This is a genomic window from Hydrogenophaga pseudoflava (assembly GCF_031020795.1).
Lineage (GTDB): Bacteria > Pseudomonadota > Gammaproteobacteria > Burkholderiales > Burkholderiaceae_C > Hydrogenophaga > Hydrogenophaga pseudoflava_A.
In genome coordinates this window covers 626441-651788 of the sequence record NZ_JAVHJP010000001.1, presented here as the reverse complement: position 1 = coordinate 651788, position 25348 = coordinate 626441, and the positions used below count along the sequence as shown (strand labels likewise).

Below are 25348 nucleotides of genomic sequence, written 5' to 3'. Positions count from 1 at the left end.
GCTATGACGGCCGCCGCAGCATGCGCGCCGCCAGCACGCTGGCCAGCAGCACCAGCACGCTGCTGGTGAGTGCGGTGAACTGCAGCGCGTCGGTGAAGGCGGCCTGCGCCGCACCCACCAGCGCTCGGGCCGAGTCCGGCGGCAATCGGTTCGCCGTTTCGAGGGCGCCACCGAGCGTGCCCTGTGCCTGCGCCGGCACATCGGTCAGCCCCGCACCGCCCAGCTGGTGGCGGTAGATGAGGGTGCCCGCGCTGCCGAACAGCGCGATGCCCAGCGCGCCGCTGAACTCCGAGGCGGTTTCGGCGATGGACGAGGCCGCGCCCGCGCGCTCGGGCGGCGCCGAGGTGATGATCTGTTCGGTGCCGATGGCGAACACCGGCGCCATGCCCAGGCTGACCACGACCATGCCGGCCACCAGCACCCACAGCGCCCACGGGCCGTCGGCGCCCACCATCAGCAACATCCCCACCGCGGCTGCTGCAAGACCCCAGACCATCACCGGGCCGGGGCCGTAGCGCGCCGCCATGCGCGGCGCCAGCACCATCGAGCCGAACACGAAGCCGCCCGCCCAGGGCACGGTGGCCCAGCCGGCCTGCAGCGGCGTGAGCATCAGAACCATCTGCAGGTACTGGGCGATGAAGATGTAGACGCCGAACATGGCCAGACACGACAGCGCGTAGGCCACGATGGCGGTGCGGAAGGTGGGGATGGCGAACAGCCGCAGCTCCAGCAGCGGGTAGTCGATCACCCGCTGGCGCCGCACGAACACCCAGCCCACCACCAGACCGGCCACGAGCAACGCCAGCCGAGCCGCGCTCGGCCCGGCTTCGGCCATGGCCTTGATGGCGTAGATGGTGCCGAGCACGGCCGCCAGCGAGAGCAGCACGCTGGCCGCGTCGATGCGGCCAGCGTTCTCGTCGCGGTATTCGGGCAGCAGGCGCGGCCCCAGCACCAGCAGCAACACCATCACTGGCACCGCGGGCAGGAACACCGAGCCCCACCAGAAGTGCTCCAGGAGCCAGCCGCCCACCAGCGGGCCGATGGCGCTGCCGACCGAGAACGCGGTGATCCACACGCCGATGGCGAACTGGCGCTGCGTCTCGTCGTGGAACATGTTGCGGATCAGCGAGAGCGTGGACGGCGCCAGCGTGGCGCCGGCAATGCCCAGCAGCGCGCGCAACACGATCAGCTCGGCCGGCGTGCGCGCGAACGCGGCCAGCACCGAGGCCGCCGCGAAGAAGGCCGCGCCAGTCAGCAGCAGGCGGCGGCGCCCGATGCGGTCGCCCAGCGTGCCCATGGTGATGAGGAAGCCGGCGACCAGAAAGCCGTAGATGTCGATGATCCACAGCAGCTGCGAGGCGCTGGGCGCCAGCGCGCGGCTGAGCGCCGGTACGGCGAGGTTGAGCACCGTCAGGTCCATGGCATAGACCAGACAGGGCAGGGCAATCACGGCCAGACCCCACCATTCACGGGGGGTGGCTTTTGAAGTGGTGGTCATTCGATCTTGAGAAGGCGGCCGACCGACTGCTCCAGCAGCTCGACCAGCTCGGGGTCCAGGTACTTGTACTCGTCGGGAATGTCCAGCACATGAACCGGCCTGTCGGCCAGAAGGTCACCGAAGTCCGCGACGAGCCGCGACTTGTGCTTCTGCTCCATCACGATCACCACGTCGGCCCAGCCGATGTCGTCGACGCTGACCGTGTGGCGCGCGCTGGGGCTGGTGCCGCCCGAGCGCACATTGAGCAACGGATGCCGACGCCATACCTGCTCGGCCGTGGGGCTGCGCCACTGGTTGCGGCTGCAGACGAAGAGGACGTTCAATTTTCGAGAGGCCTGCGAAGGCTTGGAGCCTAGAACATGTCTTGGACCTTGTCGTCGAAACGGAATGTGTTGATGGCCCAGCCATCTTTGCCCCGGTAGCCGAAGAAGTACCAGCGGGTGGCATGAACATCGAACTTGTGGATGTACGTCAGCCTCACTAGGGATGCACCCACTCGTTTTTCTTCGATGAACTCGTGACCGAGGGATGCACCGAAACGGCCGGTCAGCATGGGAAGCTGCAGCATGGTCTGACCCAGCATCGTGTCGAACTCCGATTTCGGTACCAGCGTGAGGTGGCGGAATGCTTTCATTCCGCCCTCAACGTCTCCCTTGCCCACCTTCTCCATGGCGGCGTCGGTCACTTTCTTCAGGTCTTCGATCGTGGGGACTCCCTGGGCCGAAGCGGTCAACGAATTGAACGCAAGAACCAGACTGGTTGTCAGGAGGAGGAAGGGTTTTTTCATGCCGCGCTGGAGTTGCGTTGAACACGGAGGGTGGTGGGCGGGAATCTGCACGGCCATCTTAGCGAGCGTGTTGGCCGCTCCGGAACCGCATCCATCCGCAAGATCGGCTCCACGTTGCGCCCGTCCCGAGGGTAAGCTGCCAAGATGAAGACCGCCTACCTCTACCTCGGCGCGGCCATCGTGCTGATCTCGCTGATCGCCTGGATGGTGTTCGGCCAAGCGCTGGATGGCTCCGCCCTGCTGGGCATGGGGCTGATCGTCGCGGGTATGCTGGTGATCAACCTGTTCTCGAAGTCGGTGGCGCACTGAGCGCCACCGCCCCGTCCGGGGTTCACCAGCTCACTTCGCGGTCCGGCGTGGCGCTGATCTTGTGGATGCTCAGGTCGGCACCGTCGTACTCCTCTTCCTGGTCCAGCCGCAGACCCAGGGTGGCTTTCAGCAGTCCGTAGACCACCACCCCGCCCAGCAGTGCCCAGGCCACGCCCATGGCGGTTCCGATGAGTTGTGCGCCGAAGCTGACGCCACCCAGGCCGCCCAGTGCCTGTTGGCCGAAGATGCCGGCCGCGATGCCGCCCCAGGTGCCGCACAGCCCGTGCAGCGGCCAGACGCCCAGCACGTCGTCGATCTTCCAGCGGTTCTGGGTCAGTGTGAACATGGAAACGAACAGCAGGCCGGCAACCACGCCCACCACCAGTGCGCCCAGCGGGTGCATCAGGTCCGAGCCGGCGCAGACGGCCACCAGGCCGGCCAGCGGGCCGTTGTGCACGAAGCCCGGGTCGTTCTTGCCGGCGATCAGCGCAGCGAGGGTGCCGCCGACCATGGCCATCAGCGAGTTGACCGCAACCAGGCCCGAGATCTTGTCCAGTGTCTGTGCGCTCATCACGTTGAAGCCGAACCAGCCCACGCACAGGATCCAGGCGCCCAGGGCCAGGAAAGGGATGTTCGAGGGCGGGTGGGCCGAGATGCCACCGTCCTTGCGGTAGCGGTTGGCGCGGGCGCCCAGAAAGATGACCGCGGGCAGCGCGATCCAGCCGCCGACGGCGTGCACCACCACCGAGCCGGCGAAGTCATGGAAGCTGGCGCCGGTGGTCGCCTCGATCCAGGCCTGCACGCCGAAGTGGCCGTTCCAGGCGATGCCTTCGAAGAACGGGTAGAAAAAGCCGACGATGACGGCCGTTGCGATCAGTTGGGGCCAGAACTTGGCGCGTTCGGCGATGCCGCCGGAGATGATGGCCGGGATGGCGGCCGCGAAGGTCAGCAAGAAAAAGAACTTGACCAGGTCGTAGCCGTTCTTCTGCGCCAGCGTTTCGGCACCGATGAAGAAGTGGGTGCCGTAGGCCACGCCGTAACCGACGACGAAGTAGACGATGGTCGAGACCGAGAAGTCGACCAGGATCTTGACCAGGGCATTGACCTGGTTCTTTTTCCGGACCGTGCCGAGCTCCAGAAAGGCGAATCCGGCATGCATGGCCAGAACCATGATCCCGCCGAGCAGGATGAACAGGGCATCTGCGCCCTGTTTGAGTGCGTCCATGAGAAATCTCCGTGCAGAAGGCTTGTTTTGGTGCGTGATTGGCGCCAAAACAGGGTCTGCATGGCGAATCGCACCATGTCAAAGCAAAAAGCGCACCAATGGAGAGGGTTCCTACAAAGGTGGTGCGTCATGCACCGATCGCGCGCAGCACCGACGGCGCGATCAGCTTGTGCATGGGCTTGACCGGCAGCATGTAGAGCCGCCCGAGCAGGTTCTTGGTGTGGACCACGGTGGTGACGGTCACGCGCACCGGCTGGCCGACCGGCCGGGCGCAGTGCACCGAGACGACCACGTCCAGGTGCTTGTCGCGGTCGCCCAGCAGCACCTCGTCGGGCGCTTGCTCAAACAGGGTGAAGATGCCGACCCGGTCACCGGGCCGGTAGTCCGCGTCGGTGTGGCCGGGGTGGATTCCAGAGAGCCCGCCGAGGTCCTTCAGGCCCACCAGCTGCACCGCACGGTTGCGCAGCCGCATGCAGGCGTCGACCCAGCGTGGCGTCGCCCGCGCCGACTTCAGGAACTGGCCGAGCGCGCTGAGCGAGGGGTCGGCGGCGTCGATGGCCCAGGCGTCGTGGAAGCTGGCGCCCTCCAGGCGCTGGGCGATGCGGCTGCCCGCGGGCGGGGTGACAGCGGTGGGTGTGTTCATTGCGTGGAGCTCATGCAAGGAGCACGGCCTGCGCCAGCAGTGCCCAGATGCCCAGCAGCACCCCGTTGCTGGTGGCGAATGCGACGAAGCGGTGCAGCACGTGGTTGTAGCTGAGGTGGATCAGGCTGTGCACGATGCGCAGCGCCACATAGGCCCAGGCGAGGTGCACGAGCAGCGGTGTTGCGGCGCCGGTGGCGTGGGCCATCAGCATGCCGACGTAGAAGAGCACCGGCAGCTCCAGCAGGTTCATGTAGTTGCGGTTGGGCAGCGACACGGCAGCGGTCACCCGCCCGGATTCGCCGAGCGCGTATTCGCGTGGCGAGACGGTGCCGTCGAAGCCGGCCTGCAGGCGCCGGAACGCAATCAGGAGCAGGACGCAGAAGGTCCACGCGACCAGCGCGAAGACGGATGCGAAGAGGGCTGCGGTGGTGGGCGTGGACATGCGCCCACTGTAGCGGGTCCGGCTCAGGGCCCTGGCACAGGCCTGCCGGTCAAGAGCAGCTGACGCTGCCGCAACCGCTCATGGTGGCCGGGCGCACCCGGCTCGGATCGGCCAGGGTTTCGGTGCGGGAGTCGAAACCCACTTCCTTCATGTGCAGCGCCAGACCCGCGTCCATGGTCGCGGCATGCTGCGGGAACCACTCGACCAGCGCCTCGGCCAGGCGGGTGATGATTTCCTTGTCGTCTTTTTCGTAATGCTCCACCACCGCATGCAGCGTCTCCATGATGGTGGCGTGGTGGCCGGCGTGGCAGTTGTCGGGCGCAAAGCCGGTGGCCACCATCCAGCGCTCTTCCTGGGCGAAGTGCTCTTTGGTGTGCTCAACGAACTCTCGGTAGAGCGGCAGCTGCTGGTCCTGGGGCGTGGCCAGCAGGCGGTTGAGCATGTCCACGAATTCTTCGTGGGTGTCGTCCATGCGGCCGTCGCCGGTCTGGAGCTGCGGGGTCCAGTCCAGGCCGGCGATGGCCTGGGCGGGGGCGTCGGGGGTGGTGGTCGCGTCCATGGGGCGTCACTGTAGCCGCAAACACCCGGCTGGACGCTTGATGGAGATCAAGCCCTCCCGGACGGTGCGGCGGGTCTCTATGATGGGGTTTTTCCAAGACACCGAGGAGGGTGACATGGGGTTTGTCGAGGCGATCAAGACCGTTTTCTCCAAGTACGTGGATTTTGAGGGACGCGCCACGCGTTCGGAGTACTGGTGGTGGGCACTGTTCATGCTGCTGCTGGCCGTGGTGATGGCGGTGGTCGTGGGTGAGACGGTGGCCAACCTGGTGTTCCTGGGGCTGCTGTTGCCGTCGCTGGGGGTGGGCGCCCGGCGGCTGCACGACATCGGCAAGAGCGGCTGGTGGCTGCTGGTGAACTTCATCCCCCTGATCGGCATGATCCTGCTGATCTACTGGGCGGTCCAGCCCAGCGAGGGTGACAACGCCTACGGCCCGGTGCCCACGACCTGAAAGGCCCGGCGTTCAGGCGGTGGTGGTCACACGCCCGAGCATCTGGTCCAGCGCGGCCTGCAGTTCGGGCGCGGACAGCGCCTGATCCAGCCGGGCCAGCGCGGGGTGGGCCAGGCTTGCGCGCAGATGGTGGGTATCGGCCGCGATGTCCAGCGCCGGATCGTAGCCGTCCAGGCTGTCGAGTTCGCCGAGGGCAAACCGCTCGCCCAGCCGGGCACATAGGTAACCCAACGCAAAGCGCGGCGCGCGCGCGCGGTCGGTCACCATGAGCGGCGTGACCAGCTGACGGCCCACGCCGCAGACCTCGTCGATCAGACTCTCGGGCAGTTCCCAGGACTTCATCAGCAGGCTGCCGATTTCGCTGGCGTTCAGGCCCAGCAGTTCCTGTTCGGTGCGGGCGCGCTGCAGCCGGTCCTGGTGGTGCCATTGCTCCAGGCGCGTGGCGGGGATGAGGGACGCTGCGGCCAGCTGCCCCACGAAGCTGAGCACGACCTGGGTCGACAGGTTGCCCACATCCGGCAGGTTCAGCGCCTTGCCCACCCGCACGCAGAGTTCACTGGCGATGGCGCTGGCGTGCCAGATGGCGTCGAAGCAGCGCTGCGCTTCGGCCAGCTTGGGCTTGAAGGCTTCGGCCAGCATGTACTGCAGGCAGATGCTGCGAACGGTGTTCATGCCCAGGAAGGTCACCGCATGGCCGATGTTGGTCACGGGGGTGCGCAGTCCGTACATTGGCGAGTTCACCGTCGAGAGCACCTTGGCGGCGATCAGCGGCTCGCCCATCACCAGCTCGCTCAGTTCGGCCGAGCCGGCCTTGGCCACGAAATCCGGCGACAGCAGCTTCTGCATCGAGCGAGGGGGGCGCGGAATGCCGCGGAAGGCGCTCAGCAGCGCGTCGCGGCGCGCGGGGTCGATGTCCTGTTCACGCAGCCAGTGGAAGCCTGCGAGTTCCCCGGGCAGCGGTTCGGCCGGTGGCAGTGCGGGTGCACGGGCGGCCGGCGCGGCTGCGGGCGCCGGGGGAGCGGCACGTGGCGTAGGGGCGCTGCTGCGCGGTGCCGGGATCGGTCGCTTGGGTGCCGCTTTCACCGGCGGGCGGCGGAAGAACCACCAGGCCACAGCCAGCACCAGCACACCGGCCGTCCAGTACATCAGAAAGGACACGACAAACCTCCGTTCAAAGACCGGCCCGCGAGGATCACGGACTGCTGTGGACTCTGAATCGGCGTTTGGCGCCCAGTCTTGAGCGCCGTCTGGCAGGTTGTCTACTTGCCGACGTTCACCAGTGGCGCAGCACCACCGCCGAGCAGCACGGTGTTGCCGGGCTTGCTCGCCAGGGCCAGGGCCGTGTCGCGCTGCAGCTCGGCCAGCTTGATTTCCTTGAGGCTGGGCGTGAGCGAGGCACTGATGATCTCGTTGGCACGGGCCTCGCCCTGGGCCTGGACGATCAGTCGCTCGGCTTCGGCCTTGGCCAGCTCCACTTCCTTGCGCTTCTTCTCGATCGCCTGGTCGGTCTCTGCACGCGAGCGGATGGCGGCCTCGATGGCCGGGTCGGTCAGCAGGTTGCGCACGTTGACGGCCGTGACCACGAAGGCGCCCTTGTCGTTCTTGTCCAGCTCTTCCTGCAGGCGCGCACGCACCATCTCCGACAACTCGGTGCGCTTGGTGTGCATGGTGGTGGCGTCGAGTTCGGCCACCGACTTGTAGATGGCCTCCCGTGCCTCGCGCGAGACTCGGCTGAAGGCCACCACCAGGTCCTTGGTTCCGCCCTGCACGATCTGGTTGTGCTGCACCACGTCCCCCTGGTACTTGATGTAGAGCGCGGGGACGGCGGCCGGGGTGGTCTTGTAATAGACGTCGATGTCGACGTCCTTCATGGTCAGGTTGTCGCGGCTCTTGGGGGTCATGTCCACCAGCTGGAAGCTCACTTCCTTGGCGGTGAACTCATCGACGGTCTTGAACAGCGTGAAGTACACGCCTGGGGTCAGGGCTTCCGTGCCGACCTTGCCGAGCGTGCGCTCCACGCCGACGTTGCCTGTGTCGATCTGGCTGCAAGCGGTCAGCGCCAGGGCGGCGAAGGGCAGGGCGAGGCGGGACAGGTTGCGCATGATCACAGCAGTTTGGCGGACGGAAGAAAGAAGGCCAGCACCAGCAGAGCCAGCAGCACGACCGCCAGCACCGCCAGCCGCAGGCCGTGGCGGGCCAGCAGGCCCAGCTGCTCAGCCCGCATCAGCGGACAGGTGAACTGCCACAGACCGTAGCCTGCGGCGAGCACGACGAACAGCAGAACCAGATGCCTCATGCCAGGCGGACGCGGTGGCGGGCGATCTGCGCCTTCACCTGGGCCGGCGCGGTGCCACCCAGGGTGTTGCGGGCGTTCAGGCTGCCGCGCAGGCTCAGGCACTCGTAGACGTCTTTTTCGATCGATGCATTGAAGCCCTGCAGCACGGTCAGCGGCAGCTCCGACAGGTCGCAGTTGTGGCTGGTGGCGGCCTTGACGGCGTGGGCCACGGTTTCGTGTGCGTCGCGGAAGGGCAGGCCCTTCTTGACCAGGTAGTCGGCCAGGTCGGTGGCGGTCGCGTAGCCCTTGTTGGCCGCGGCCTCCATGGCCTGGGCGTTGACGGTGATGCCACCTTCCTTCTGGCCGGTGGCCGGGTTGAGCTGGCCGCCCACCATCTCGCAGAAGATGCGCAGGGTGTCCTTGAGGGTGTCCACCGTGTCGAACAGCGGCTCCTTGTCTTCCTGATTGTCCTTGTTGTAGGCCAGGGGCTGGCCCTTCATCAGGGTGATCAGGCCCATCAGGTGGCCGACCACGCGGCCGGTCTTGCCGCGCGCCAGTTCGGGCACGTCGGGGTTCTTCTTCTGCGGCATGATGGACGAGCCGGTGGTGAAGCGGTCGGCGATCTTCACGAAGCCGAAGTTCTGGCTCATCCACAGGATCAGCTCTTCGCTGAAGCGGCTGATGTGCACCATGCACAGACTGGCGGCGGCGGTGAACTCGATGGCGAAGTCGCGGTCGCTCACGCCGTCCAGGCTGTTCTGGCACACGCCTTCCATGCCCAGCGTCTGGGCCACGCGCTCGCGGTCCAGCGGGTAGGTGGTGCCGGCCAGCGCGGCCGAGCCCAGCGGCAGGCGGTTGGTGCGGCGGCGCACGTCGGCCATGCGCTCGGCGTCGCGGGCGAACATTTCCACGTAGGCCAGCAGGTGGTGCGCAAAGCTCACCGGCTGGGCCACCTGCAGGTGGGTGAAGCCGGGCAGGATCACATCCACATTCTTCTCGGCCACATCGACCAGCGCGACCTGCAGTTCTTTCAGCAGATCCGAGATCAGGTCGATCTCGTCGCGCAGCCACAGGCGCACGTCGGTGGCGACCTGGTCGTTGCGGCTGCGGCCGGTGTGCAGGCGCTTGCCGGCGTCGCCGACCAGCTGGGTCAGGCGGGCCTCGATGTTCAGGTGCACGTCTTCGAGGTCGAGCTTCCATTCGAAGCTGCCGGCCTCGATTTCCGAGCGGATCTGCGCCATGCCACGCTGGATGTCGGCCAGGTCGCTGGCAGCAATGATGTTCTGCGCCGCCAGCATTTCGGCGTGGGCCAGGCTGCCGGTGATGTCGGCCAGCCAGAGGCGCTTGTCGAAGAACACGCTGGCGGTGTAGCGCTTGACCAGCTCGCTCATGGGCTCCGAGAATAGGGCGGACCAGGCTTCGGATTTCTTGTCGAGTTGGTTGGTGGACATGGTGGTGCCAGCGGCGAGGGAAGGGGTCGGAGGGTGGCGCGTGTGCCTGAAGGAATGGGCCCCGGTGCGGTGGCCCATGCGGTCCGTCGGCGACAACCTATAGTGCGAGCCATGCGGGACTCCCGAATTTTATCGAGCTTCCAGGACCTGTCGTCGACCATGGGCACGCTGCCGCTGTCGCAGATGCCCGAGCACCGGCGCGAGGTCGAACTGGTGTTTGACACCTGCCAGCTGGGCGTGGTGCTGCGCGCGGTGCTGTTCGTGCAGGCCATCGCCTGGGTGGCGGCCCTGTTCGGCGCGCAGAGCCTGGTGGGCTGGCTGGAGACGCTGGCGGTGCTGACCGCGGCCACGCTGCCCTCGGTGCTCATCTGGCTGCTGGTGACCTGTGCGCTCAAGCGCCAGCTGGCCCGTCTGCCCATGCCGGCCCAGTGGGCGGCGGGCATCGGCCTGGGGGCGGTGTCGGCGATCTACGGCTGCGGCATGCTGGTCTGGACGGGGCTGGTGTCGCCGGCCCCGTGGCTGGCAAGCGCCGCCAGTGGCGCGCTGGTTGCGACGGTGCTCGTGGCCGGGCTGGTGTGGCGCCTGCGCGCCAAGGCCCCTGCGGGCACCACGGCGCGTCTGGCCGAACTGCAGGCGCGCATCCGTCCCCACTTTCTCTTCAACACGCTCAACAGCGCGATCGCGCTGGTGCGGGCGGAGCCCGCCAAGGCCGAAGCCCTGCTGGAGGACCTGAGCGAGCTGTTCCGCCACGCGCTGGCCGACTCGCAGGAGGCGGTGCCGCTGGCGCAGGAACTGGCGCTGGCCGAGCACTACCTGGCGATCGAGCAGGTGCGCTTTGGCGAGCGCCTGCGCCTGGAGTGGAACCTGGACCCGAAAGCGGCGGGCGCCCGCCTGCCACCGCTGATCCTGCAGCCGCTGGTCGAGAATGCCGTCAAGCACGGGGTCGAGCCCAGCCCGACCGGCGCCACCGTGCGCATCACCACCAAGCGCCGCGGTGGCACAGTGATCATCAAGGTGACGAACACGGTGCCCGCCGGCAGCGGCCCACCCGGGCATGGGCTGGCGCAGGACAATGTGCGCCAGCGGCTGGCGCTGCTGCACGACGTTGAAGGCCGGTTCCAGTCGGCGCTGGTGGATGGCGTGTACCAGGTTCGGCTCGAAATACCGATATAAGACAGTCTGGACGCAGGGATCAACGGAGCGTGACATGGCACTCAAGGTACTGATCGTGGACGACGAAGCGCTGGCGCGGTCGCGGCTGCGCACGCTGCTGGGCGATTGCACCGATCCGCGCGCCGAGGTGGTCGGCGAGGCTGGCAACGCGGTGCAGGCGATGGAGCAGATCCAGCGGGGCCCCTGCGACCTGCTGCTGCTGGACATTCACATGCCCGGCGTGGACGGCATGGCGCTGGCGGAGAACCTGCGTTCCATGACCGCTCCGCCCTTGGTGGTGTTCGTGACGGCGCACGCCGAGCATGCGGTGCACGCCTTCGAACTGGAGGCGGTCGACTACCTCACCAAGCCGGTGCGTCTTGAGCGTCTTCAGCAGGCATTGCAGAAGGTGCAGCGCCTGCAGTCGTCGGAGCAGTCCGAGTCGGGCGGCGCCTCGGAGAGCCTGCTGATCCAGGAGCGTGGCCGCAGCGAGCGGGTGGCGCTGTCGGAGGTGATCTACCTGAAGGCCGAGCTCAAGTACATCACCGTGCGCACGGCCGAGAAAGAACACATCTACGACGGGGCGCTGAGCGACCTGGAGCAGAAGTACGCGCACCTGTTCGTGCGGGTGCACCGCAACGCGCTGGTGGCGCGACGCTGTGTGCGCGCGGTGGAGAAGCACAACGACCCGGTGGAGGGCGAGGGCTGGACGGTGCGGCTGGATGGCTGCGACGAGCGGCTGGCGGTGTCGCGCCGTCAGCTGGCGGCGGTGCGGGAGTCGCTGGTGGGCTGACGTTTTTTTTCGGCTGCTCCGGTCGGCGGCGACCGGGGGACATGAGCGAGCAGTGCCGGCCGCACCCTCCAGCAGCGCCCAGATGTAGGCGCGAAAGGACTTCAGACCTCAGCCGCCTCGATCAGAAACCGAACCCGCCGCTGCCCCTGCCACTCGTCCGCATCCAGACGAAAAGCGATCTTGACGGTCGAAGGCAAAGGCTCCGTGCGGCCGAACCACATCCCGTCCACCGGCTCTCCCTGGTGTTTGAGCTTCAGGGCCAGGTGCTTTTCGCCCACCAGCCGCTGACTCACCACCTGCACCTCTTCGCAGAACACCGGCGGCGCAAAACCCTGGCCCCAGACCTCGGCGTGCAGCGTGTCCACCAGATCGGCGCGGCGGTACTGCCTGTCCAGCGCACCGTCCGCTTCCAGCCGGCGCTGCAGCGTGGCGGCGTCCAGCCATTCGTGGGCGACCTGGGCAAAGGCCTGTTCGAAGGTGTCGATGTGTTCTTCGTCGATGGTGCAGCCGGCAGCCATGGCGTGACCGCCAAAGCGCAGCAGCACGCCGGGGTGGCGCTTGGCCACCAGGTCCAGCGCGTCCCGCAGGTGAAAGCCGGGGATGGAGCGGCCAGAGCCCTTGAGTTCGTGCTCCTTGCCCGTGGCGCCGCTGGCCGCGAACACGAAAGTCGGGCGGTGCAGCTTGTCCTTCAGGCGCGAGGCCACGATACCGACCACGCCTTCATGGAAATCGGGGTCGAACACGGTGATGGCCGGGGGCGGCTCTTCACTCTCGTCGAACAGCTCCTCGACGATCATCAGCGCCTGCTCGCGCATCTCGCCTTCGATGCTCTTGCGTTCGCGGTTGATGCCATCCAGCGTGCGTGCCAGTTCGTCTGCGCGGCCTGGATCGTCGGTCAGCAGGCATTCGATGCCCAGTGTCATGTCGGCCAGTCGGCCGGCCGCGTTCAGGCGTGGGCCCAGGGCGAAGCCGAAATCGAAGGCGCTGGCCTTGGCCGGCTGGCGGGCAGCGACGGCGAACAGTGCGGCCATGCCCGGCGGCATGGCGCCGGCGCGCACGCGCTTGAGGCCTTGCGCCACCAGGCGGCGGTTGTTGGCGTCGAGCCGGACCACGTCGGCCACGGTGCCCAGCGCCACCAGCGGCAGCAGCGTGTCGATCTTCGGTTGTGTCTTGGCATCGAACACGCCGCGCTCGCGCAGTTCGGCGCGCAGCGCCAGCAGCACATAGAACATCACGCCCACACCGGCAATGCTCTTGCTCTCGAAGCCGCAGCCGGGCTGGTTGGGGTTGACGATGGTGCAGTCGGTCGGCAGCGTGACCGTGCCGTCGATCACGGCGGGCAGGTGGTGGTCGGTGACCAGCACGTTCAGGCCGGCTTCGCGCGCGGCACGCACGCCCGCCACGCTGGCGATGCCGTTGTCCACCGTCACCAGCCAGTCCGCACCGCGCTGCTTCACGCGTTGCGCGATGGACGGTGTGAGGCCATAGCCGTCGGTCACGCGGTCGGGCACCAGGTACTCGACCCGGTCCCAGCCCATGGGCGCACCCAGCAGTTTCAGGCCGCGCACGCCCACAGCGCAGGCGGTGGCGCCGTCGCAGTCGTAGTCGGCCACGATGCACAGTCGCTGGCCAGCGGCCATCGCGTCGGCCAGCTGCTTCGCGGCGGTGGTGGCGTTCAGCATCTGGGCAGGCGGGATCAGCAGGCCCAGCGCATCGTCCAGCTGTTCCTTGGTCGTGATGCCACGGGCGGCGAACAGACGGGCCAGCAGCGGGTGCAGACCGGCCTGCTCCAGCGCCCAGGCGGCGCGCGGCGGCACGTCGCGGGTGATGATCTTCATAGGTCTTTCAGGGTGTCGGCGATCGGCGCGGTGCCGAACAGTTGCTTGATCGAGCGGCCCAGCCGGGTGAGGGCGCCGGTCGGAGCGGTGGTCCAGCTGCGGGCGTGGCGCTCGCCGCAGAGGGTGAGGGTGACCGGCTCGCCGCGCTGTGCGGCCGCCAGCAAGGAGGCGATCTCGCCGGCGTCCAGCGCCTGCCAGGCGACGGTCCAGGCCGACCAGTCGCCACGCAGCGCCGCCTGGCGCAGGGCGTCGGGCATCCCGGGCAGCTCGACCAGCGCCAGTGGCGCGTCCAGCGCACCGGCCCCATGCACCCAGAAGCCGTTGACCGGCAGCAGACCGCGCGCGGTGCGGGTGTCGTGCACCGGGTGGGTGTAGAACAGCATCTGCGCCTCGCTCTGCAGGCGCTTGAGCAGACGCGCGCCGGCCGGGTTGGCAGGGCTGTCGGCCAGCCAGGCGTCCACCATGCGCCCGCTCACCCGGTCCAGGCTGGCGCAGGCGATGCCGCGCAGCGGCTCGCCGCTCACATGCCACTCGGTGGCGCTGTCCCAGCGCAGCGCCAGGCCGTCTTCGGCGCACAGCGGCTGGAAGGCTTCGAACAGCGCACGCGACTCCGCGTCGTCCGGTGCCAGCTGCGCGCCCGGCAGCAGCGTCACCTGTTCCATGCCCACCTGGTAATGGCACAGACTGAACCAGGCCTGGGGCAGGGTGGGCGCCTCGCTCTGCGCAGCGGCCCAGGGAATCTGGCCGTCCGCCACCGGCAGGCCCAGCGCGCGGGCCAGGGTCCGTTCGTGCGGGGGCGTGAGCTGGTGGTCGTCGCCCCGGTCGGCGGGCTGTTCGCGCAGGCGGGCCAGCAGTGCCTGCAGGTTGGGCAGTTGCAGGCCGGGCAGCAGCGCCTGGCATTCGGGGGCGCTGGCGGCGGCAAAGGGGATCAGCAGGTGGTGGGGCACGGGGGACAAGCCGGACGGGGAGACAGCCGGGATTGTCGGGGATGCCACAATCGCCGCTGGATTTCATCGATGCAAACCCCTTACGAACTCATTCTCGGCTGGCGTTACACGCGCGCCGGCCGCGCCACCCGGCGCAACGGCTTCATCTCCTTCATCTCGGGTGTGTCCATGCTGGGCATTGCGCTCGGTGTGGCGGCGCTCATCGTGGTGCTGTCGGTGATGAACGGCTTCCAGAAAGAGGTGCGCGACCGCATGCTGGGCGTGCTCTCGCACATCGAGCTGTACGACGCCGGCGGCCAGGCCATTCCCGATCTCGACGCGGTGCTGGCCGCGGTGCGCCAGCACCCGGAGGTGGTCGGCGCGGCGCCCTATGTGGGCGCGCAGGCGCTGCTGGCGCGCGGCGAGGACATGAAGGGCGCCATCGTGCGCGGCATCGACCCGGCGCAGGAGCCCCAGGTGGCCGACCTGGCCAAGGACCTGGCGCAGACGGCGCTGCCGCGGCTGGTGCCGGGCGAATTCGGCGTGATCCTGGGCGGCGAACTGGCGCGCAGCCTGGGTGTGGGCATGGGCGACACGGTGACGCTGATCGCGCCCAGCGGACAGGTCACACCGGCCGGCGTGGTGCCGCGGGTGCGCCAGATGAACGTGGTCGGCACCTTCGACTCCGGCCACTACGAGTACGACTCGGCGCTGGCGCTGCTGCACGTCGAGGACGCCGCACGCATCTTCCGCGTCGAAGGCCCGACCGGCGTGCGCATCAAGATCCGCGACCTGCACCAGGCGCGCGAGGTGGCGATTTCCCTGGCCGGCCAGCTGCCTGAGGGCATGCTGGTGAAGGACTGGACGCGCCAGAACCGCACCTGGTTCGCGGCCGTGCAGCTGGAAAAACGCATGATGTTCATCATCCTGACGCTGATCGTCGCGGTGGCGGCGTTCAATCTGGTCTCGACGCTGGTGATGACGGTGACCGACAAGCGCGCCGACATCGCCATCCTGCGCACCCTGGGCGCCAGCCCGAAAAGCATCATGGGCGTGTTCATGGTGCAGGGCGCGATGGTGGGCGTGATCGGCACCGGCCTGGGCCTGCTGCTGGGCCTGGGCATCGCGTTCAACATCGACACCATCGTGCCGGCGCTGGAGCGGGCGCTGGGCGCCAGCTTCCTGCCGCAGGACGTCTACCTGATCAGCCGCATGCCCAGCGACCCGCAGCGCGCCGACATCCTTCCGATCGCGGTGATCTCGCTGATCCTCTCGTTCGTGGCCACGATCTACCCGAGCTGGCGTGCCAGCCGCGTCAATCCTGCTGAGGCTTTGCGTTATGAGTGATGTGGTGTTGCAGGCCCAGGGCCTGACCAAGCGCTTCACCGAAGGCCGGCTGGACGTGACGGTGCTCAAGGGCGTGGACCTCACGGTGCGCGCGGGCGAGACGGTGGCCATCGTCGGGGCTTCGGGCTCGGGCAAGAGCACGCTGCTGCACCTGCTCGGTGGCCTCGACGCCCCGAGCGCCGGGCGCGTGACCCTGATGGGGCAGCCGCTTGCGGGCCTGAGCGCTGCGCAGCAAGGCGAGCTGCGCAACCGCCACCTGGGCTTCGTCTACCAGTTCCACCATTTGCTGCCGGAGTTCAGCGCGCGTGACAACGTGGCGATGCCGCTGTGGATCCGCCGCATGCCGCGCGCCGAGGCGGGCGCCCAGGCGGCGCAGGTGCTGGGCAAGGTCGGGCTGTCCGAGCGCCTGCAACACCGTCCGGCCGAACTCTCGGGCGGCGAACGCCAGCGCGTGGCGATCGCGCGGGCGTTGGTCACGAAGCCGGCCTGCGTACTGGCCGACGAGCCCACCGGCAACCTCGACCGCAGCACAGCCGACGGCGTGTTCGAGCTGATGATGCAGCTGGCCCGCGACCAGGGCACGGCCTTCATCGTCGTGACGCACGACGACGCACTGGCCGCGCGCTGCGGCCGGGTGCTGCGGCTCACTTCCGGGGTGCTGTCCTGACCAAGCGCAGCGGCTGGTCCAGGCCCTGCGCGTGGATCAGCAGGGTGTCGCCCTGCAACTCGTAGCGCTGGGCCTTCTGCAGCGCGCCCAGGTAGCGCGATTCCTGCTCACTGGCGCCGCCGAGGCAGGCCATCTTGGTGGACATCAGCGGGCCGAACTTCAACCGGTCCCGGTCGATCTCGACCGTGCCGGAAAAACGGTTGCAGGAGCCGTGGCCGGCGGCCTGCCCGGTTTGCGCGAACACCAGCGTGGCGGCCGGCTGCGGCAGCGCGGCCTGGCTGCCGATGGACTGCAGCTGCCATTCGCTGCCCCACAGCGGCTCGGGGGCCGGTGCGGGTGCGGGGGCGGCGCAGGCCCCCAGCGTGCCGGCGACGGCCAGGGCGGCGATGGACAAAAAACGGCTGGTGTGCAGTGGCATGGGAATTCCTCCGTGGTGCGTGGTGGCCCCGACGGGCGGGGCACAATGGTCCGAGGAGTTATACCCCCGATGTGGATCGACACGCACTGCCATCTGGACGCGCCCGAGTTCGGCGCCGGCCACGCGCTCGCCGTGCAGGCGCGCACGCTGGCGGCGCAGCGCGGCGTGGGGCTGTGCGTGATTCCGGCCGTGATGCGGCGGAACCTGGACACGGTGCGGCTGCTCGCGCACCGGCTGGGCGATGCCTACGCGCTGGGCATCCACCCCCTGTGTGTGCCTCAGGCCGCAGACGAAGACCTGGACGCTCTGGACGCGGCGCTCACCGAACACCGCAGCGACCCGCGCCTGGTGGCGGTGGGCGAGATCGGGCTCGATTTTTTTGTGCCGGCCCTGTGCGAGCCCGCCATGCGCGAGCGGCAGGAGCGCTTTTACCGCGCCCAGCTGCGGCTGGCGCGCAAGCACGGGCTGCCGGTGATCCTGCACGTGCGGCGCAGCGCGGACGTGCTGCTCAAGCACCTGCGCGAGCTGCCCACGGGCGGCGGCATCGGGCATGCCTTCAACGGCAGCGCCGAGCAGGCGCGCGCCTTCACCGACATGGGCTTCGCGCTGGGCTTTGGTGGCGCGGCCACCTTCGAACCCGCGAAGCGCTTGCGGGCCTTGGCGGCCGAGCTGCCGTTGTCCGCGCTGGTGCTGGAGACCGACGCGCCCGACATTCCGCCACACTGGCTCTACGCCACCGTCGCCGAACGCGCCGTGGGGCGACCGCAAGGCCTGAACACGCCGGCCGAGTTGCCGCGCATCGCCGAGGTGATCGCCGGGCTGCGCGGCATGGCGCCCGCAGAATTCGCAGAGGCGACCACCGCCAATGCGATGCGGGTGCTGCCGCGCCTGGCCGCGCTGGAGCCCGTCGCCCCATGACCCGCCTGGTCGGTCTGCCGCCGGTGACCGGGCCGCAGACCCGGTTGCTGGTGCTGGGCAGCTTTCCGGGCGTGGCCTCGCTGCGCGAGCAGCACTACTACGGGCACCCGCAGAACCAGTTCTGGAAGATCCTGGCCACGCTCTGGTCGGTGGACCTGGTGGCCATGGGGTATGCCGAGCGGCTGGACGTGGTGCGCGCCCGGGGGCTGGGCATCTGGGACGTCTACGCCGCCTGCGAGCGCGAGGGCAGTCTGGACACGTCCATCCGGAACGCCGAGCTCAACGACTTCGGCCGCGTGCGGCGCGAGTGCCCTGGTCTGGTGGCCATCGCCCACAACGGCGGCGAGAGCTTCCGCCATGCGAAGCACACCCAGGCGCTGGGCCTGCCGGTGCACAAGCTGCCGTCCACGAGTCCTGCGAACGCCAGTTGGTCGTTCGACCGCAAGCTGGCGGCCTGGGGCGAGGTGTTTCGTCTGTACGGGCTTGTTTGAACTGCTGGGATCGCACCTCGCTGACTCGCTGCGAGGTGCCAACAGGTCAGCCCACCGCCCGATGCGCCATCGGCGTCTCCGGCACCGGGTATCCCGCCGCACCGAAGGTCGACACGATCGCCTTGTTCGTGTCGAAGTAGACCTGCCAGTAGTGGTCGGTGTGCGTGTACGGGCGCACACACAGCAGCGGACCCTCGGGCGTGAACTGCAGGATCTCGATGTCCGGGGCGGGCGAGTCCTTCACGTTCGGTATCGCAGCAATCACCGGCCGCAGTCGCGCCATGGCCTCCATCACGTCCACGCTGTTGGCCACCTTGGCCACGCAGTCCACGCGGCGGTACGGCTCGGCGCTGAAGTTCTGCACGTTGTCCGAGAACACCTTGTTGTTGCCCACCACGGTGAGCACGTTGTCGGGCGTGAGCACGGTGGTGGCGAACAGGCCCAGTTCCTTCACGGTGCCCAGCGTGCCGCCCGCGTTGATGAAATCGCCCACCTTGTAGGGTCGCAGCACCTGCAGGAACAGCCCGGCCGCGAAGTTGCCCAGCATGCCGCTCCAGGCCGCGCCAATCGCCAGGCCGGCGCCGGCCAGCAGGGCCGCGAACGAGGTGGTCTTGATGCCGAAGATGTCCAGGATGGCCAGCACCAGCACCAGGGTCAGCAGCACCGAGAGGATGGACTTGAGGTACTGCGTCAGCGTCGCGTCGATGTTCCGGCCTTTTTCCAGCGCGGCGCCGATCAGCCGCACCGCCAGGCCGATCAGCCAGCGCCCGACCACCCACGCCGCGATCGCGCCCAGGATCTTCAGGCCGAAGTCGGCCCCCTGGGTGCTGAGGAAATTCCAGACCACTTCCATGTTCATAATGAATCCTTTCTCCTGGAACACCTTGTCCCGATGCGATCTTCCTTCGCCCATGCGAACTTTTTTCGACAGGCTGTCACCCTGACGCGGGACGCCGTGTCGTTTGCGCCACCCCTGTGGCATTCCTGTGAGCCAGGGGCGTCCCGATGAGGAGTTCTTCACGCGCCGCGGCGGGGGCCTTGCCGGACGTCACGCTCTCGGAAGATGGCGAGGTGCGCTTCCTGCACCTGGGCACCGAATGGATCCAGGGATCGATGATCATCGACGACCCCTTCGCCATCGAGCTGGACTATGTGCAGCGCATGATGGCCTGGCTGCTGTTCGTCGACCCCGACTCGGTGTCCAAACGCCGTGCCATGCAGCTGGGCCTGGGCTCGGCCGCGCTGACCAAGTTCCATTACAAAAAGTTGCGCATGGACACCACGGCGGTGGAGATCAACCCGCAGGTGGTTGCCGCCTGCCGCGGCTGGTTCAAGTTGCCGCCCGACGGCCCCCGCCTGCGCGTGCTGCTGGCCGACGCGGCGCAGGAGGTTCGCCAGGCGGTGCATCTGGGCCGTATCGACGCCCTGCAGGTCGACCTGTACGACCACGAGGCGGCGGCGCCGGTGCTCGACAGCCCCGACTTCTACGCCGACTGCCGCGCCCTGCTGACCGACGAGGGCGCGATGACGGTCAACCTGTTCGGCCGCGACGCCAGCTACGAGCGCTCGCTGGAGAGCATCTGCGCGGCGTTCGGGCGCGAGGCGGTCTGGGCCTTCAAGCCCACGCGCGAAGGCAATACCATCGTGCTGGCGCAGCGCACGGCCCAACGGCCGACCCGCATGGAGCTTTTGGCGCGCGCGGAAGAGGTCCGCACGCGCTGGGACCTGCCGGCTGTGAAATGGCTGCGCATCTTCAAACCGGTTGAGTGAGACCCGCATGAAAACCAGCCACAAGCCCGCTGCCCCGAAACACGCCGACATTGGTCCGCTGGACTGGCGTGTCCTGGTCGGCTGGCTGCGCGAGGACGCCGTGATCTCGGCCGACGAGGCCGCACGCACCATCGCCCGATGCGCATCGGCCCACAGCGCACAGCACCCACTGGTGCGTCTGGCGGTGGTGGGCATGTCGCGCCAGTCGGACGGGCAGGTGCTGGACGTGGACATGCTCACGCAGTGGCTGGCCGCGCGCAGCGGTCTGGAGTTCTTCCGCATCGACCCGCTCAAGGTCGATGTGGGCAAGGTGGGCGATGTGATGAGTGCGGCCTACGCCGAGCGCCACAAGGTGCTGCCGGTGCAGGTGGGGCCCGCCGAGGTGGTGGTGGCCACGCCCGAGCCCTTCGTGCGCGACTGGATTCCCGAGGTCGAGCGCCAGACCCGCAAGAGCGTGCGCCTGGTGGTGTCCAACCCGCAGGACGTCGCGCGCTACACGGCCGAGTTCTTCGCGCTGGCCAAGTCCGTCCGGGCCGCCAGCAAGATGGGCAACCAGAGCAACCCGTTCGGCACCTTCGAGCAGCTGGTCGAACTGGGCAAGGCCAACAAGCTGGATGCCAACGACCAGCACGTGGTGCAGGTGGTGGACTGGCTCTGGCAGTACGCCTTCGACCAGCGCGCCAGCGACATCCACCTGGAACCGCGCCGCGACCAGGGCGTGATCCGTTTCCGCATCGACGGCGTGCTGCACCCGGTCTACCAGATGCCGATGACGGTGATGAATGCGATGACCGCGCGCATCAAGCTGCTCGGCCGCATGGACGTGGTCGAGCGGCGGCGCCCGCAGGACGGCCGCATCAAGACGCTGCGGCCCGGCCAGGGCCAGTCCAAGGGCGACGAGGTGGAGATGCGCCTCTCGACCCTGCCCACGGCCTTCGGCGAGAAGCTGGTGATGCGCATCTTCGACCCGGACGCGACGGTGAAGGACCTGGCCGCGCTGGGCTTCTCGGCCACCGACGCGCCGCGCTGGGAGGCGCTCACCAAACGCCCGCACGGCATCATCCTGGTGACTGGTCCGACCGGATCGGGCAAGACGACGACGCTGTACGCCACGCTCAAGCGGCTGGCGACCGAAGAGGTGAACGTCAGCACGGTGGAAGATCCGATCGAGATGATCGAGCCGGCCTTCAACCAGACCCAGGTGCAGCCGCACCTCGATCTGGACTTTGCGCAGGGGCTGCGCTCGCTGATGCGCCAGGACCCGGACATCATCATGGTGGGCGAAATCCGCGACCTGCCCACCGCCGAGATGGCGGTGCAGGCCGCGCTGACCGGCCACCTGGTCTTCTCGACCCTGCACACCAACGACGCGCCCAGCGCGATCATGCGGCTGATGGAACTGGGCATTCCGCCCTACCTCATCAACGCCACGGTGCTCGGAGTGCTGGCCCAGCGCCTGGTGCGCACGCTCTGCCCATCGTGCAAGGTGCGCGAGGACGATGCGGCGGCCGAGGCCTCGCTCTCGTCGCTGGCCGAGCTGGTCAAGCCCTGGCAGGTGAGCGGCAAGTACCGGCCCTACCAGCCGGTGGGCTGCGTGGAGTGCCGCATGACCGGCTTCCGCGGCCGCACCGGTCTGTACGAACTGCTCACCATCACCGAGGCGTTCAAGGACAAGGTCAACCGCGAGCCGAAGATGGAGTCGCTGCGTCGCCAGGGTGTGAGCGACGGCATGCGGCCGCTGCGGCTGGCGGGCGCTGCGCGCGTCGCCGAAGGCCTGACCACGCTGGACGAGGTGTTGGCCTGTACACCGCCGGTCCAATAAATCCTGACAGCCATGATTCCCATCAAGACCGAATCGGCCTGGCGCGGCACGGCCGACTGCCGCGCCTGCGGCATCCGCGACATGGTGCTGTTTGCCGACCTGCACGAGGACGACTTCAGCCTGATCCACGCGCCCATCGACGACCTTGAATACGCGCCGGGGCATGCGGTGGCGCGCATGGGCGAAACCGCCACCTCGTTGTTCACCCTGCGGGCCGGCATGGTCAAGCTGGTGCGCAACACGATGGATGGCCGCCAGCGCATCGTGCGGGTGCTGCGCAGCGGCGACGTGATCGGCCTGGAGGCGCTCATGGGACCGACCTACGACGCCGATGCCATCGCGCTGACCAACGTGCGGGTCTGCCGCCTGCCGCTGCAGGTGATCCAGCGCCTGAACCGCGAGACGTCGCGCCTGCACCAGCGCCTGCTGGAACGCTGGCACCGCAGCCTCAGGGAGGCCGACGACTGGCTGGCCGAGCTCAACTTCGGCACCGCGCGCCAGCGCCTGGCGGGCCTGATCCTCAAGATGCGCTCCGAGCAGGACCCTGCGCAGTGCACGCTGTTCTCGCGCGAGGACATGGGCGCCATGCTCGACCTCAAGCTGGAGACCGTCAGCCGCACGCTCAATGCCTTCGTGCGCGAAGGCCTGATCGAGCCCATGGACCGCATCGGCCGCGCCTACCGCATCGTCGACGCCGAGCGCCTGTCGTCGCCCAAAGACTGAGTGCGAAGGCTCCCATCGCCGAACACGACAGCGGTGCCGGCGTGGCCTGCCGATAATTCCCGGATGACGGCCACCGCCAACCGACCGCCCCACCTCGTTTCCGGACTGCTGCTGGCCTGCGCCGGCTCCATCGCCTTCAGCGGCAAGGCCATCATCGTCAAGCTGGCCTACCGCCACGGCGTCGACGCGGTGACGCTGATCATGTACCGCATGCTGTTCGCGCTGCCCATGTTCCTGGCCCTGGCCTGGTGGGCGACCTACCGGCAGGGCGGCGGCGCGAAGAACCCGCTGACCCGCAGGGACTGGCTGGGCATCCTGGGCCTGGGCGTGACCGGTTACTACCTCGCGAGCTTTCTCGACTTCTGGGGCCTGAGCTACATCAGCGCCAGCCTGGAGCGCCTCATCCTCTACCTCAACCCCACGCTGGTGCTGCTGCTGGGCTGGCTGCTCTTTGGGCGGCGCATCACGGCGACGCAGGCGGTGGCGATGGCCGTGAGCTACGCCGGGGTGCTGCTGGTGTTCGGCCACGAGGCCGACTTCGCCGGCCCTGGTGCGGCACTGGGTGCGCTGCTGGTGTTCGGCAGCGCGATCAGCTACGCGATCTACCTGGTCTACAGCGGCGAGATGGTCAAGCGCCTGGGCTCGATGCGCCTGGTGGGGCTGGCCACCAGCGTGGCCTGCGGGCTGTGCCTGCTGCAGTTCGTGCTGCTGCGGCCGCTGAGCGCTGCCGAGGTCGCGCCCGAGGTGATCTGGCTGTCGGTGCTCAACGCCACCGCCTGCACCTTCGCGCCGGTGATCATGGTGATGATGGCGATCGAGCGCATCGGCGCGGGGCTGGCGGCGCAGACCGGCATGATCGGGCCGATGTCGACCATCGCCATGGGCGTGCTCATTCTGGAGGAGCCGTTCAACGGCTGGATCGTGGCCGGCACAGTGCTGGTGGTCTCGGGTGTGTTTCTGGTCACGCGCTTCGGCGGCCAGGCGGCGCAGGGCAAGTAGTCAAGGAGTACAGACATGGATCTGGGCATTGCAGGCAAGTGGGCGCTGGTGTGCGGCGCGAGCAAGGGTCTCGGGCTGGGCTGCGCGCAGGCGCTCGCGGCCGAAGGGGTGAACGTGGTCATGGTGGCCCGCGGGCGCGATGTGCTGGAGGCGTCCGCTGCGGCGCTGCGCACCACCACGCCGGGTGTGGCGGTGATCGCGGTCGCCGCCGACATCACCACACCCGAGGGGCGTGCCGCCGCGTTTGCGGCACCGGGCGGGCCGGGTACGGATTTCGACATCGTGGTCACCAACGCGGGTGGCCCTCCGCCCGGCGACTTCCGCAACTGGGACCGCGAGGCCTGGATCAAGGCGGTGGACGCCAACATGCTCACGCCGATCGAACTCATCAAGGCCACGGTGGACGGCATGGCGGCGCGCGGCTTCGGCCGCATCGTCAACATCACCAGCAGCGCGGTGAAGGCGCCCATCGACATCCTGGGCCTGTCCAACGGCGCGCGCAGCGGCCTGACGGGTTTCGTGGCGGGCGTGGCCCGCAGCGGCATCGCGGCCCAGGGCGTGACGATCAACAACCTGCTGCCCGGCAAGTTCGACACCGAGCGCCTGCAGGGAACGATCGCTGGCGCGGCGACCAAGACGGGCAAGACCGTGGACGAGGTGCGCGCGGCGCAGATGGCCCAGGTGCCGGCCAAGCGCTTCGGCAACCCCGAGGAGTTCGGCGCGATCTGCGCCTTCCTCTGCAGCCGGCAGGCGGGTTATCTCAACGGCCAGAACATCCTGCCCGACGGCGGGCTGTACCCTGGGACCTACTGATCAGCGTCGCGAGCTGACCAGGATGCCGCCCACGATCAGCACGAACCCCGCCAAGTGGTAGAGCTGCGGCGGCTCGCCCAGCAGGGTGGCCGACATCAGCGCCGCGAACAGCGGGGTGAGGTTGCTGAAGAAACCGGCCACGGTCGGACCGACCCGCGAGACGCCCGCCCCCCAGGCGCGGTAGGCCAGCAGCGAGGGACCGACGGCCACGTACAGCAGCGACAGCACCAGCGGCCAGCCCCAGCGCAGGTGGTGTTCGCCCTCGGGCAGGGACGGCAGCATCAGCCATTCGCCGGCGGTCATGGCGGCGGACCAGGTGAGCCCGAAGGCGACCTGCGCCAGCAGGAAGGCGGCCCAGTCGCGCCGCACCTCGGCCGGCTCGCTGCCCGGTCCCGGGCGGGCCAGCATCCAGCTGTAGGCCGCCCAGGTGATGGAGGCCGCGAGCATCCAGGCGTCGCCCGGCACCAGTTGCAGGGCACCCAGCTGGCGCCAGTCGCCGCGCACGAGCACCACCACCACGCCGGCGAGCGACAGCATGGCCCCCAGGGCGGCGCGCCGCGTCACCGGCACGCCGAAGAACAGCCGGCCCAGCAGGATCATCCAGACCGGCATGCTCGCGGCGACCAGCGTCACGTTGATCGGTGTCGAGGTCTTGAGCGCCATGTACTGCAGCGCGTTGTACAGCGCCACGCTCAGCAGCCCCAGCACAGCGAAACGCCGGCCGTGGGCCCACACCGGGCTGCGCGGCGCCAGCACCCACGCGGCCAGCGGCAGCAGCATCACGAGGGCCAGCACCCAGCGCAGGAAGTTGAAGGTGACGGGCGGGATGCTGCCCTGCATGAGCCGGCCGACCACGGCATTGCCCGCCCACAGCAGCGGCGGTACCAGGAGCAGGGCCGCGGTGGCCGGGGTCAGGCGCTGGGAGGAATTGGGCATGCACGGACTGTAGCGACGGCGGCATTCCCTGGCTGGCCTGGGGCTGACGCCCTGACGCCCCGGTGACGCGCTCGAATCGTGGCAGCATGTGCGGC

At 68.5% G+C, this 25348-nt stretch carries 29 protein-coding genes; 13 read left to right on the top strand and 16 right to left on the bottom strand.

Annotated elements, in window-relative coordinates:
* Nucleotide 1: 1 nt before the first annotated feature.
* From RCO38_RS03200 to RCO38_RS03190, 3 genes are read right to left on the bottom strand one after another with little or no spacing between them, the layout of a single operon-like run.
* Nucleotides 2-1498 carry an MFS transporter gene (locus RCO38_RS03200; protein ID WP_308326846.1) on the bottom strand — a complete coding sequence of 499 codons (1497 nt, stop codon included), beginning with the start codon at nt 1496-1498 and terminating at the stop codon, nt 2-4.
* Complete coding sequence (locus tag RCO38_RS03195) at nt 1495-1821, bottom strand: low molecular weight protein tyrosine phosphatase family protein (RefSeq protein ID WP_308326845.1); 327 nt, start codon at nt 1819-1821, stop codon at nt 1495-1497. The genes RCO38_RS03200 and RCO38_RS03195 overlap by 4 nt, the downstream gene beginning before the upstream one ends.
* Nucleotides 1822-1850: 29 nt before the next feature.
* The gene (locus RCO38_RS03190; RefSeq protein WP_308326844.1) at nt 1851-2342 is read right to left on the bottom strand and encodes a hypothetical protein; all 492 of its coding nucleotides are present in this window, start codon (nt 2340-2342) and stop codon (nt 1851-1853) included.
* 87 nt (nt 2343-2429) lie between these two features.
* On the opposite strand from RCO38_RS03190, the gene RCO38_RS03185 reads away from it, so the two are divergent.
* Nucleotides 2430-2594 carry a hypothetical protein gene (locus RCO38_RS03185; RefSeq protein ID WP_374694499.1) on the top strand — a complete coding sequence of 55 codons (165 nt, stop codon included), beginning with the start codon at nt 2430-2432 and terminating at the stop codon, nt 2592-2594.
* Nucleotides 2595-2616: 22 nt separating this feature from the next.
* Here the strand turns inward: RCO38_RS03185 and RCO38_RS03180 are convergent, their stop codons facing one another.
* The 4 genes from RCO38_RS03180 to RCO38_RS03165 form a co-directional block, all read right to left on the bottom strand.
* The gene (locus RCO38_RS03180; protein WP_308326843.1) at nt 2617-3819 is read right to left on the bottom strand and encodes an ammonium transporter; all 1203 of its coding nucleotides are present in this window, start codon (nt 3817-3819) and stop codon (nt 2617-2619) included.
* A gap of 127 nt (nt 3820-3946) precedes the next feature.
* On the bottom strand, nt 3947-4462 hold the full coding sequence (locus RCO38_RS03175; protein ID WP_308326842.1) for a DUF2867 domain-containing protein: 516 nt from the start codon (nt 4460-4462) through the stop codon (nt 3947-3949).
* Nucleotides 4463-4472: 10 nt separating this feature from the next.
* Nucleotides 4473-4904, bottom strand: a complete 432-nt coding sequence (locus RCO38_RS03170) for an MAPEG family protein (RefSeq protein WP_308326841.1) — start codon at nt 4902-4904, stop codon at nt 4473-4475.
* 49 nt (nt 4905-4953) lie between these two features.
* The gene (locus tag RCO38_RS03165) at nt 4954-5463 is read right to left on the bottom strand and encodes a bacteriohemerythrin (RefSeq protein ID WP_308326840.1); all 510 of its coding nucleotides are present in this window, start codon (nt 5461-5463) and stop codon (nt 4954-4956) included.
* A 115-nt stretch (nt 5464-5578) separates the two neighbouring features.
* Here RCO38_RS03165 and RCO38_RS03160 point away from each other — a divergent pair, with 115 nt between their 5' ends.
* Nucleotides 5579-5914, top strand: a complete 336-nt coding sequence (locus RCO38_RS03160; RefSeq protein ID WP_308326839.1) for a DUF805 domain-containing protein — start codon at nt 5579-5581, stop codon at nt 5912-5914.
* Nucleotides 5915-5926: 12 nt separating this feature from the next.
* Here the strand turns inward: RCO38_RS03160 and RCO38_RS03155 are convergent, their stop codons facing one another.
* The 4 genes from RCO38_RS03155 to argH form a co-directional block, all read right to left on the bottom strand.
* Nucleotides 5927-7072 carry an HDOD domain-containing protein gene (locus tag RCO38_RS03155; protein ID WP_308326838.1) on the bottom strand — a complete coding sequence of 382 codons (1146 nt, stop codon included), beginning with the start codon at nt 7070-7072 and terminating at the stop codon, nt 5927-5929.
* 101 nt (nt 7073-7173) lie between these two features.
* A complete protein-coding gene (locus RCO38_RS03150) occupies nt 7174-8016 on the bottom strand; it encodes an SPFH domain-containing protein (RefSeq protein WP_308326837.1) in 843 nt (280 codons plus the stop codon).
* 2 nt (nt 8017-8018) lie between these two features.
* Nucleotides 8019-8210 (bottom strand): hypothetical protein, encoded by a 192-nt coding sequence (locus RCO38_RS03145; RefSeq protein ID WP_308326836.1) that lies wholly within the window; start codon nt 8208-8210, stop codon nt 8019-8021.
* Nucleotides 8207-9640, bottom strand: a complete 1434-nt coding sequence (gene argH / locus RCO38_RS03140) for an argininosuccinate lyase (RefSeq protein ID WP_308326835.1) — start codon at nt 9638-9640, stop codon at nt 8207-8209. Before argH ends, RCO38_RS03145 begins: the two co-directional genes overlap by 4 nt.
* Before the next feature lie 111 nt (nt 9641-9751).
* On the opposite strand from argH, the gene RCO38_RS03135 reads away from it, so the two are divergent.
* Together RCO38_RS03135 and RCO38_RS03130 are read left to right on the top strand one after the other, a co-directional pair.
* Nucleotides 9752-10813: a histidine kinase gene (locus RCO38_RS03135; protein WP_374694498.1), complete on the top strand. Its 1062-nt coding sequence runs from the start codon at nt 9752-9754 to the stop codon at nt 10811-10813.
* 34 nt (nt 10814-10847) lie between these two features.
* On the top strand, nt 10848-11585 hold the full coding sequence (locus tag RCO38_RS03130; protein WP_308326834.1) for a LytR/AlgR family response regulator transcription factor: 738 nt from the start codon (nt 10848-10850) through the stop codon (nt 11583-11585).
* Between the two features lie 101 nt (nt 11586-11686).
* Here the strand turns inward: RCO38_RS03130 and recJ are convergent, their stop codons facing one another.
* Complete coding sequence (recJ, locus tag RCO38_RS03125) at nt 11687-13423, bottom strand: single-stranded-DNA-specific exonuclease RecJ (RefSeq protein ID WP_308326833.1); 1737 nt, start codon at nt 13421-13423, stop codon at nt 11687-11689.
* Complete coding sequence (locus RCO38_RS03120; RefSeq protein ID WP_308327313.1) at nt 13420-14370, bottom strand: phosphoglycerate mutase; 951 nt, start codon at nt 14368-14370, stop codon at nt 13420-13422. The genes recJ and RCO38_RS03120 overlap by 4 nt, the downstream gene beginning before the upstream one ends.
* Nucleotides 14371-14439: 69 nt before the next feature.
* Between RCO38_RS03120 and RCO38_RS03115 the strand changes: the two genes are divergently transcribed.
* Nucleotides 14440-15696, top strand: a complete 1257-nt coding sequence (locus RCO38_RS03115) for a lipoprotein-releasing ABC transporter permease subunit (protein WP_308326832.1) — start codon at nt 14440-14442, stop codon at nt 15694-15696.
* Nucleotides 15689-16363, top strand: coding sequence for a lipoprotein-releasing ABC transporter ATP-binding protein LolD (gene lolD, locus RCO38_RS03110; protein ID WP_308326831.1), 675 nt, complete (start codon nt 15689-15691; stop codon nt 16361-16363). The genes RCO38_RS03115 and lolD overlap by 8 nt, the downstream gene beginning before the upstream one ends.
* Here lolD and RCO38_RS03105 read toward each other — a convergent pair.
* On the bottom strand, nt 16341-16781 hold the full coding sequence (locus tag RCO38_RS03105) for an META domain-containing protein (RefSeq protein ID WP_308326830.1): 441 nt from the start codon (nt 16779-16781) through the stop codon (nt 16341-16343). The genes lolD and RCO38_RS03105 overlap by 23 nt on opposite strands.
* 69 nt (nt 16782-16850) lie before the next feature.
* Here RCO38_RS03105 and RCO38_RS03100 point away from each other — a divergent pair, with 69 nt between their 5' ends.
* Both RCO38_RS03100 and RCO38_RS03095 read left to right on the top strand, forming a co-directional pair.
* Nucleotides 16851-17699 carry a TatD family hydrolase gene (locus tag RCO38_RS03100; protein WP_308326829.1) on the top strand — a complete coding sequence of 283 codons (849 nt, stop codon included), beginning with the start codon at nt 16851-16853 and terminating at the stop codon, nt 17697-17699.
* Nucleotides 17696-18190 carry a DNA-deoxyinosine glycosylase gene (locus RCO38_RS03095; RefSeq protein ID WP_308326828.1) on the top strand — a complete coding sequence of 165 codons (495 nt, stop codon included), beginning with the start codon at nt 17696-17698 and terminating at the stop codon, nt 18188-18190. The genes RCO38_RS03100 and RCO38_RS03095 overlap by 4 nt, the downstream gene beginning before the upstream one ends.
* A gap of 46 nt (nt 18191-18236) precedes the next feature.
* On the opposite strand, the gene RCO38_RS03090 is transcribed toward RCO38_RS03095, so the two are convergent.
* Nucleotides 18237-19049, bottom strand: a complete 813-nt coding sequence (locus RCO38_RS03090; protein WP_308326827.1) for a mechanosensitive ion channel family protein — start codon at nt 19047-19049, stop codon at nt 18237-18239.
* A gap of 146 nt (nt 19050-19195) precedes the next feature.
* Here RCO38_RS03090 and RCO38_RS03085 point away from each other — a divergent pair, with 146 nt between their 5' ends.
* The 5 genes from RCO38_RS03085 to RCO38_RS03065 all read left to right on the top strand — a co-directional run bounded on the left by RCO38_RS03085 (nt 19196) and on the right by RCO38_RS03065 (nt 24317).
* Nucleotides 19196-19960, top strand: coding sequence for a spermidine synthase (locus RCO38_RS03085; RefSeq protein ID WP_308326826.1), 765 nt, complete (start codon nt 19196-19198; stop codon nt 19958-19960).
* A 7-nt stretch (nt 19961-19967) separates the two neighbouring features.
* A complete protein-coding gene (locus RCO38_RS03080) occupies nt 19968-21782 on the top strand; it encodes a GspE/PulE family protein (protein WP_308326825.1) in 1815 nt (604 codons plus the stop codon).
* Nucleotides 21783-21794: 12 nt separating this feature from the next.
* Entirely contained in the window at nt 21795-22505 is a 711-nt protein-coding gene (locus RCO38_RS03075) for a Crp/Fnr family transcriptional regulator (protein ID WP_308326824.1), read from the top strand.
* Nucleotides 22506-22568: 63 nt separating this feature from the next.
* The gene (locus RCO38_RS03070) at nt 22569-23504 is read left to right on the top strand and encodes a DMT family transporter (RefSeq protein WP_308326823.1); all 936 of its coding nucleotides are present in this window, start codon (nt 22569-22571) and stop codon (nt 23502-23504) included.
* A gap of 15 nt (nt 23505-23519) precedes the next feature.
* Entirely contained in the window at nt 23520-24317 is a 798-nt protein-coding gene (locus RCO38_RS03065) for an SDR family oxidoreductase (protein WP_308326822.1), read from the top strand.
* On the opposite strand, the gene RCO38_RS03060 is transcribed toward RCO38_RS03065, so the two are convergent.
* Entirely contained in the window at nt 24318-25253 is a 936-nt protein-coding gene (locus RCO38_RS03060; protein WP_308326821.1) for a DMT family transporter, read from the bottom strand.
* Between the last annotated feature and the right edge of the window lie 95 nt (nt 25254-25348).

Excerpts from the sequence above, each read along its gene's own strand:
- RCO38_RS03200 (WP_308326846.1), bottom strand. The coding sequence starts at position 1,498 with ATGACCACCACTTCAAAAGCCACCCCCCGTGAATGGTGGGGTCTGGCC.
- RCO38_RS03190 (WP_308326844.1), bottom strand. The coding sequence starts at position 2,342 with ATGGCCGTGCAGATTCCCGCCCACCACCCTCCGTGTTCAACGCAACTC.
- RCO38_RS03185 (WP_374694499.1), top strand. The coding sequence starts at position 2,430 with ATGAAGACCGCCTACCTCTACCTCGGCGCGGCCATCGTGCTGATCTCG.
- RCO38_RS03180 (WP_308326843.1), bottom strand. The coding sequence starts at position 3,819 with ATGGACGCACTCAAACAGGGCGCAGATGCCCTGTTCATCCTGCTCGGC.
- RCO38_RS03175 (WP_308326842.1), bottom strand. The coding sequence starts at position 4,462 with ATGAACACACCCACCGCTGTCACCCCGCCCGCGGGCAGCCGCATCGCC.
- RCO38_RS03170 (WP_308326841.1), bottom strand. The coding sequence starts at position 4,904 with ATGTCCACGCCCACCACCGCAGCCCTCTTCGCATCCGTCTTCGCGCTG.
- RCO38_RS03165 (WP_308326840.1), bottom strand. The coding sequence starts at position 5,463 with ATGGACGCGACCACCACCCCCGACGCCCCCGCCCAGGCCATCGCCGGC.
- RCO38_RS03160 (WP_308326839.1), top strand. The coding sequence starts at position 5,579 with ATGGGGTTTGTCGAGGCGATCAAGACCGTTTTCTCCAAGTACGTGGAT.
- RCO38_RS03150 (WP_308326837.1), bottom strand. The coding sequence starts at position 8,016 with ATGCGCAACCTGTCCCGCCTCGCCCTGCCCTTCGCCGCCCTGGCGCTG.
- RCO38_RS03145 (WP_308326836.1), bottom strand. The coding sequence starts at position 8,210 with ATGAGGCATCTGGTTCTGCTGTTCGTCGTGCTCGCCGCAGGCTACGGT.
- argH (WP_308326835.1), bottom strand. The coding sequence starts at position 9,640 with ATGTCCACCAACCAACTCGACAAGAAATCCGAAGCCTGGTCCGCCCTA.
- RCO38_RS03135 (WP_374694498.1), top strand. The coding sequence starts at position 9,752 with ATGCGGGACTCCCGAATTTTATCGAGCTTCCAGGACCTGTCGTCGACC.
- RCO38_RS03130 (WP_308326834.1), top strand. The coding sequence starts at position 10,848 with ATGGCACTCAAGGTACTGATCGTGGACGACGAAGCGCTGGCGCGGTCG.
- recJ (WP_308326833.1), bottom strand. The coding sequence starts at position 13,423 with ATGAAGATCATCACCCGCGACGTGCCGCCGCGCGCCGCCTGGGCGCTG.
- RCO38_RS03115 (WP_308326832.1), top strand. The coding sequence starts at position 14,440 with ATGCAAACCCCTTACGAACTCATTCTCGGCTGGCGTTACACGCGCGCC.
- lolD (WP_308326831.1), top strand. The coding sequence starts at position 15,689 with ATGAGTGATGTGGTGTTGCAGGCCCAGGGCCTGACCAAGCGCTTCACC.
- RCO38_RS03105 (WP_308326830.1), bottom strand. The coding sequence starts at position 16,781 with ATGCCACTGCACACCAGCCGTTTTTTGTCCATCGCCGCCCTGGCCGTC.
- RCO38_RS03100 (WP_308326829.1), top strand. The coding sequence starts at position 16,851 with ATGTGGATCGACACGCACTGCCATCTGGACGCGCCCGAGTTCGGCGCC.
- RCO38_RS03095 (WP_308326828.1), top strand. The coding sequence starts at position 17,696 with ATGACCCGCCTGGTCGGTCTGCCGCCGGTGACCGGGCCGCAGACCCGG.
- RCO38_RS03090 (WP_308326827.1), bottom strand. The coding sequence starts at position 19,049 with ATGAACATGGAAGTGGTCTGGAATTTCCTCAGCACCCAGGGGGCCGAC.
- RCO38_RS03085 (WP_308326826.1), top strand. The coding sequence starts at position 19,196 with ATGAGGAGTTCTTCACGCGCCGCGGCGGGGGCCTTGCCGGACGTCACG.
- RCO38_RS03080 (WP_308326825.1), top strand. The coding sequence starts at position 19,968 with ATGAAAACCAGCCACAAGCCCGCTGCCCCGAAACACGCCGACATTGGT.
- RCO38_RS03075 (WP_308326824.1), top strand. The coding sequence starts at position 21,795 with ATGATTCCCATCAAGACCGAATCGGCCTGGCGCGGCACGGCCGACTGC.
- RCO38_RS03070 (WP_308326823.1), top strand. The coding sequence starts at position 22,569 with ATGACGGCCACCGCCAACCGACCGCCCCACCTCGTTTCCGGACTGCTG.
- RCO38_RS03065 (WP_308326822.1), top strand. The coding sequence starts at position 23,520 with ATGGATCTGGGCATTGCAGGCAAGTGGGCGCTGGTGTGCGGCGCGAGC.
- RCO38_RS03060 (WP_308326821.1), bottom strand. The coding sequence starts at position 25,253 with ATGCCCAATTCCTCCCAGCGCCTGACCCCGGCCACCGCGGCCCTGCTC.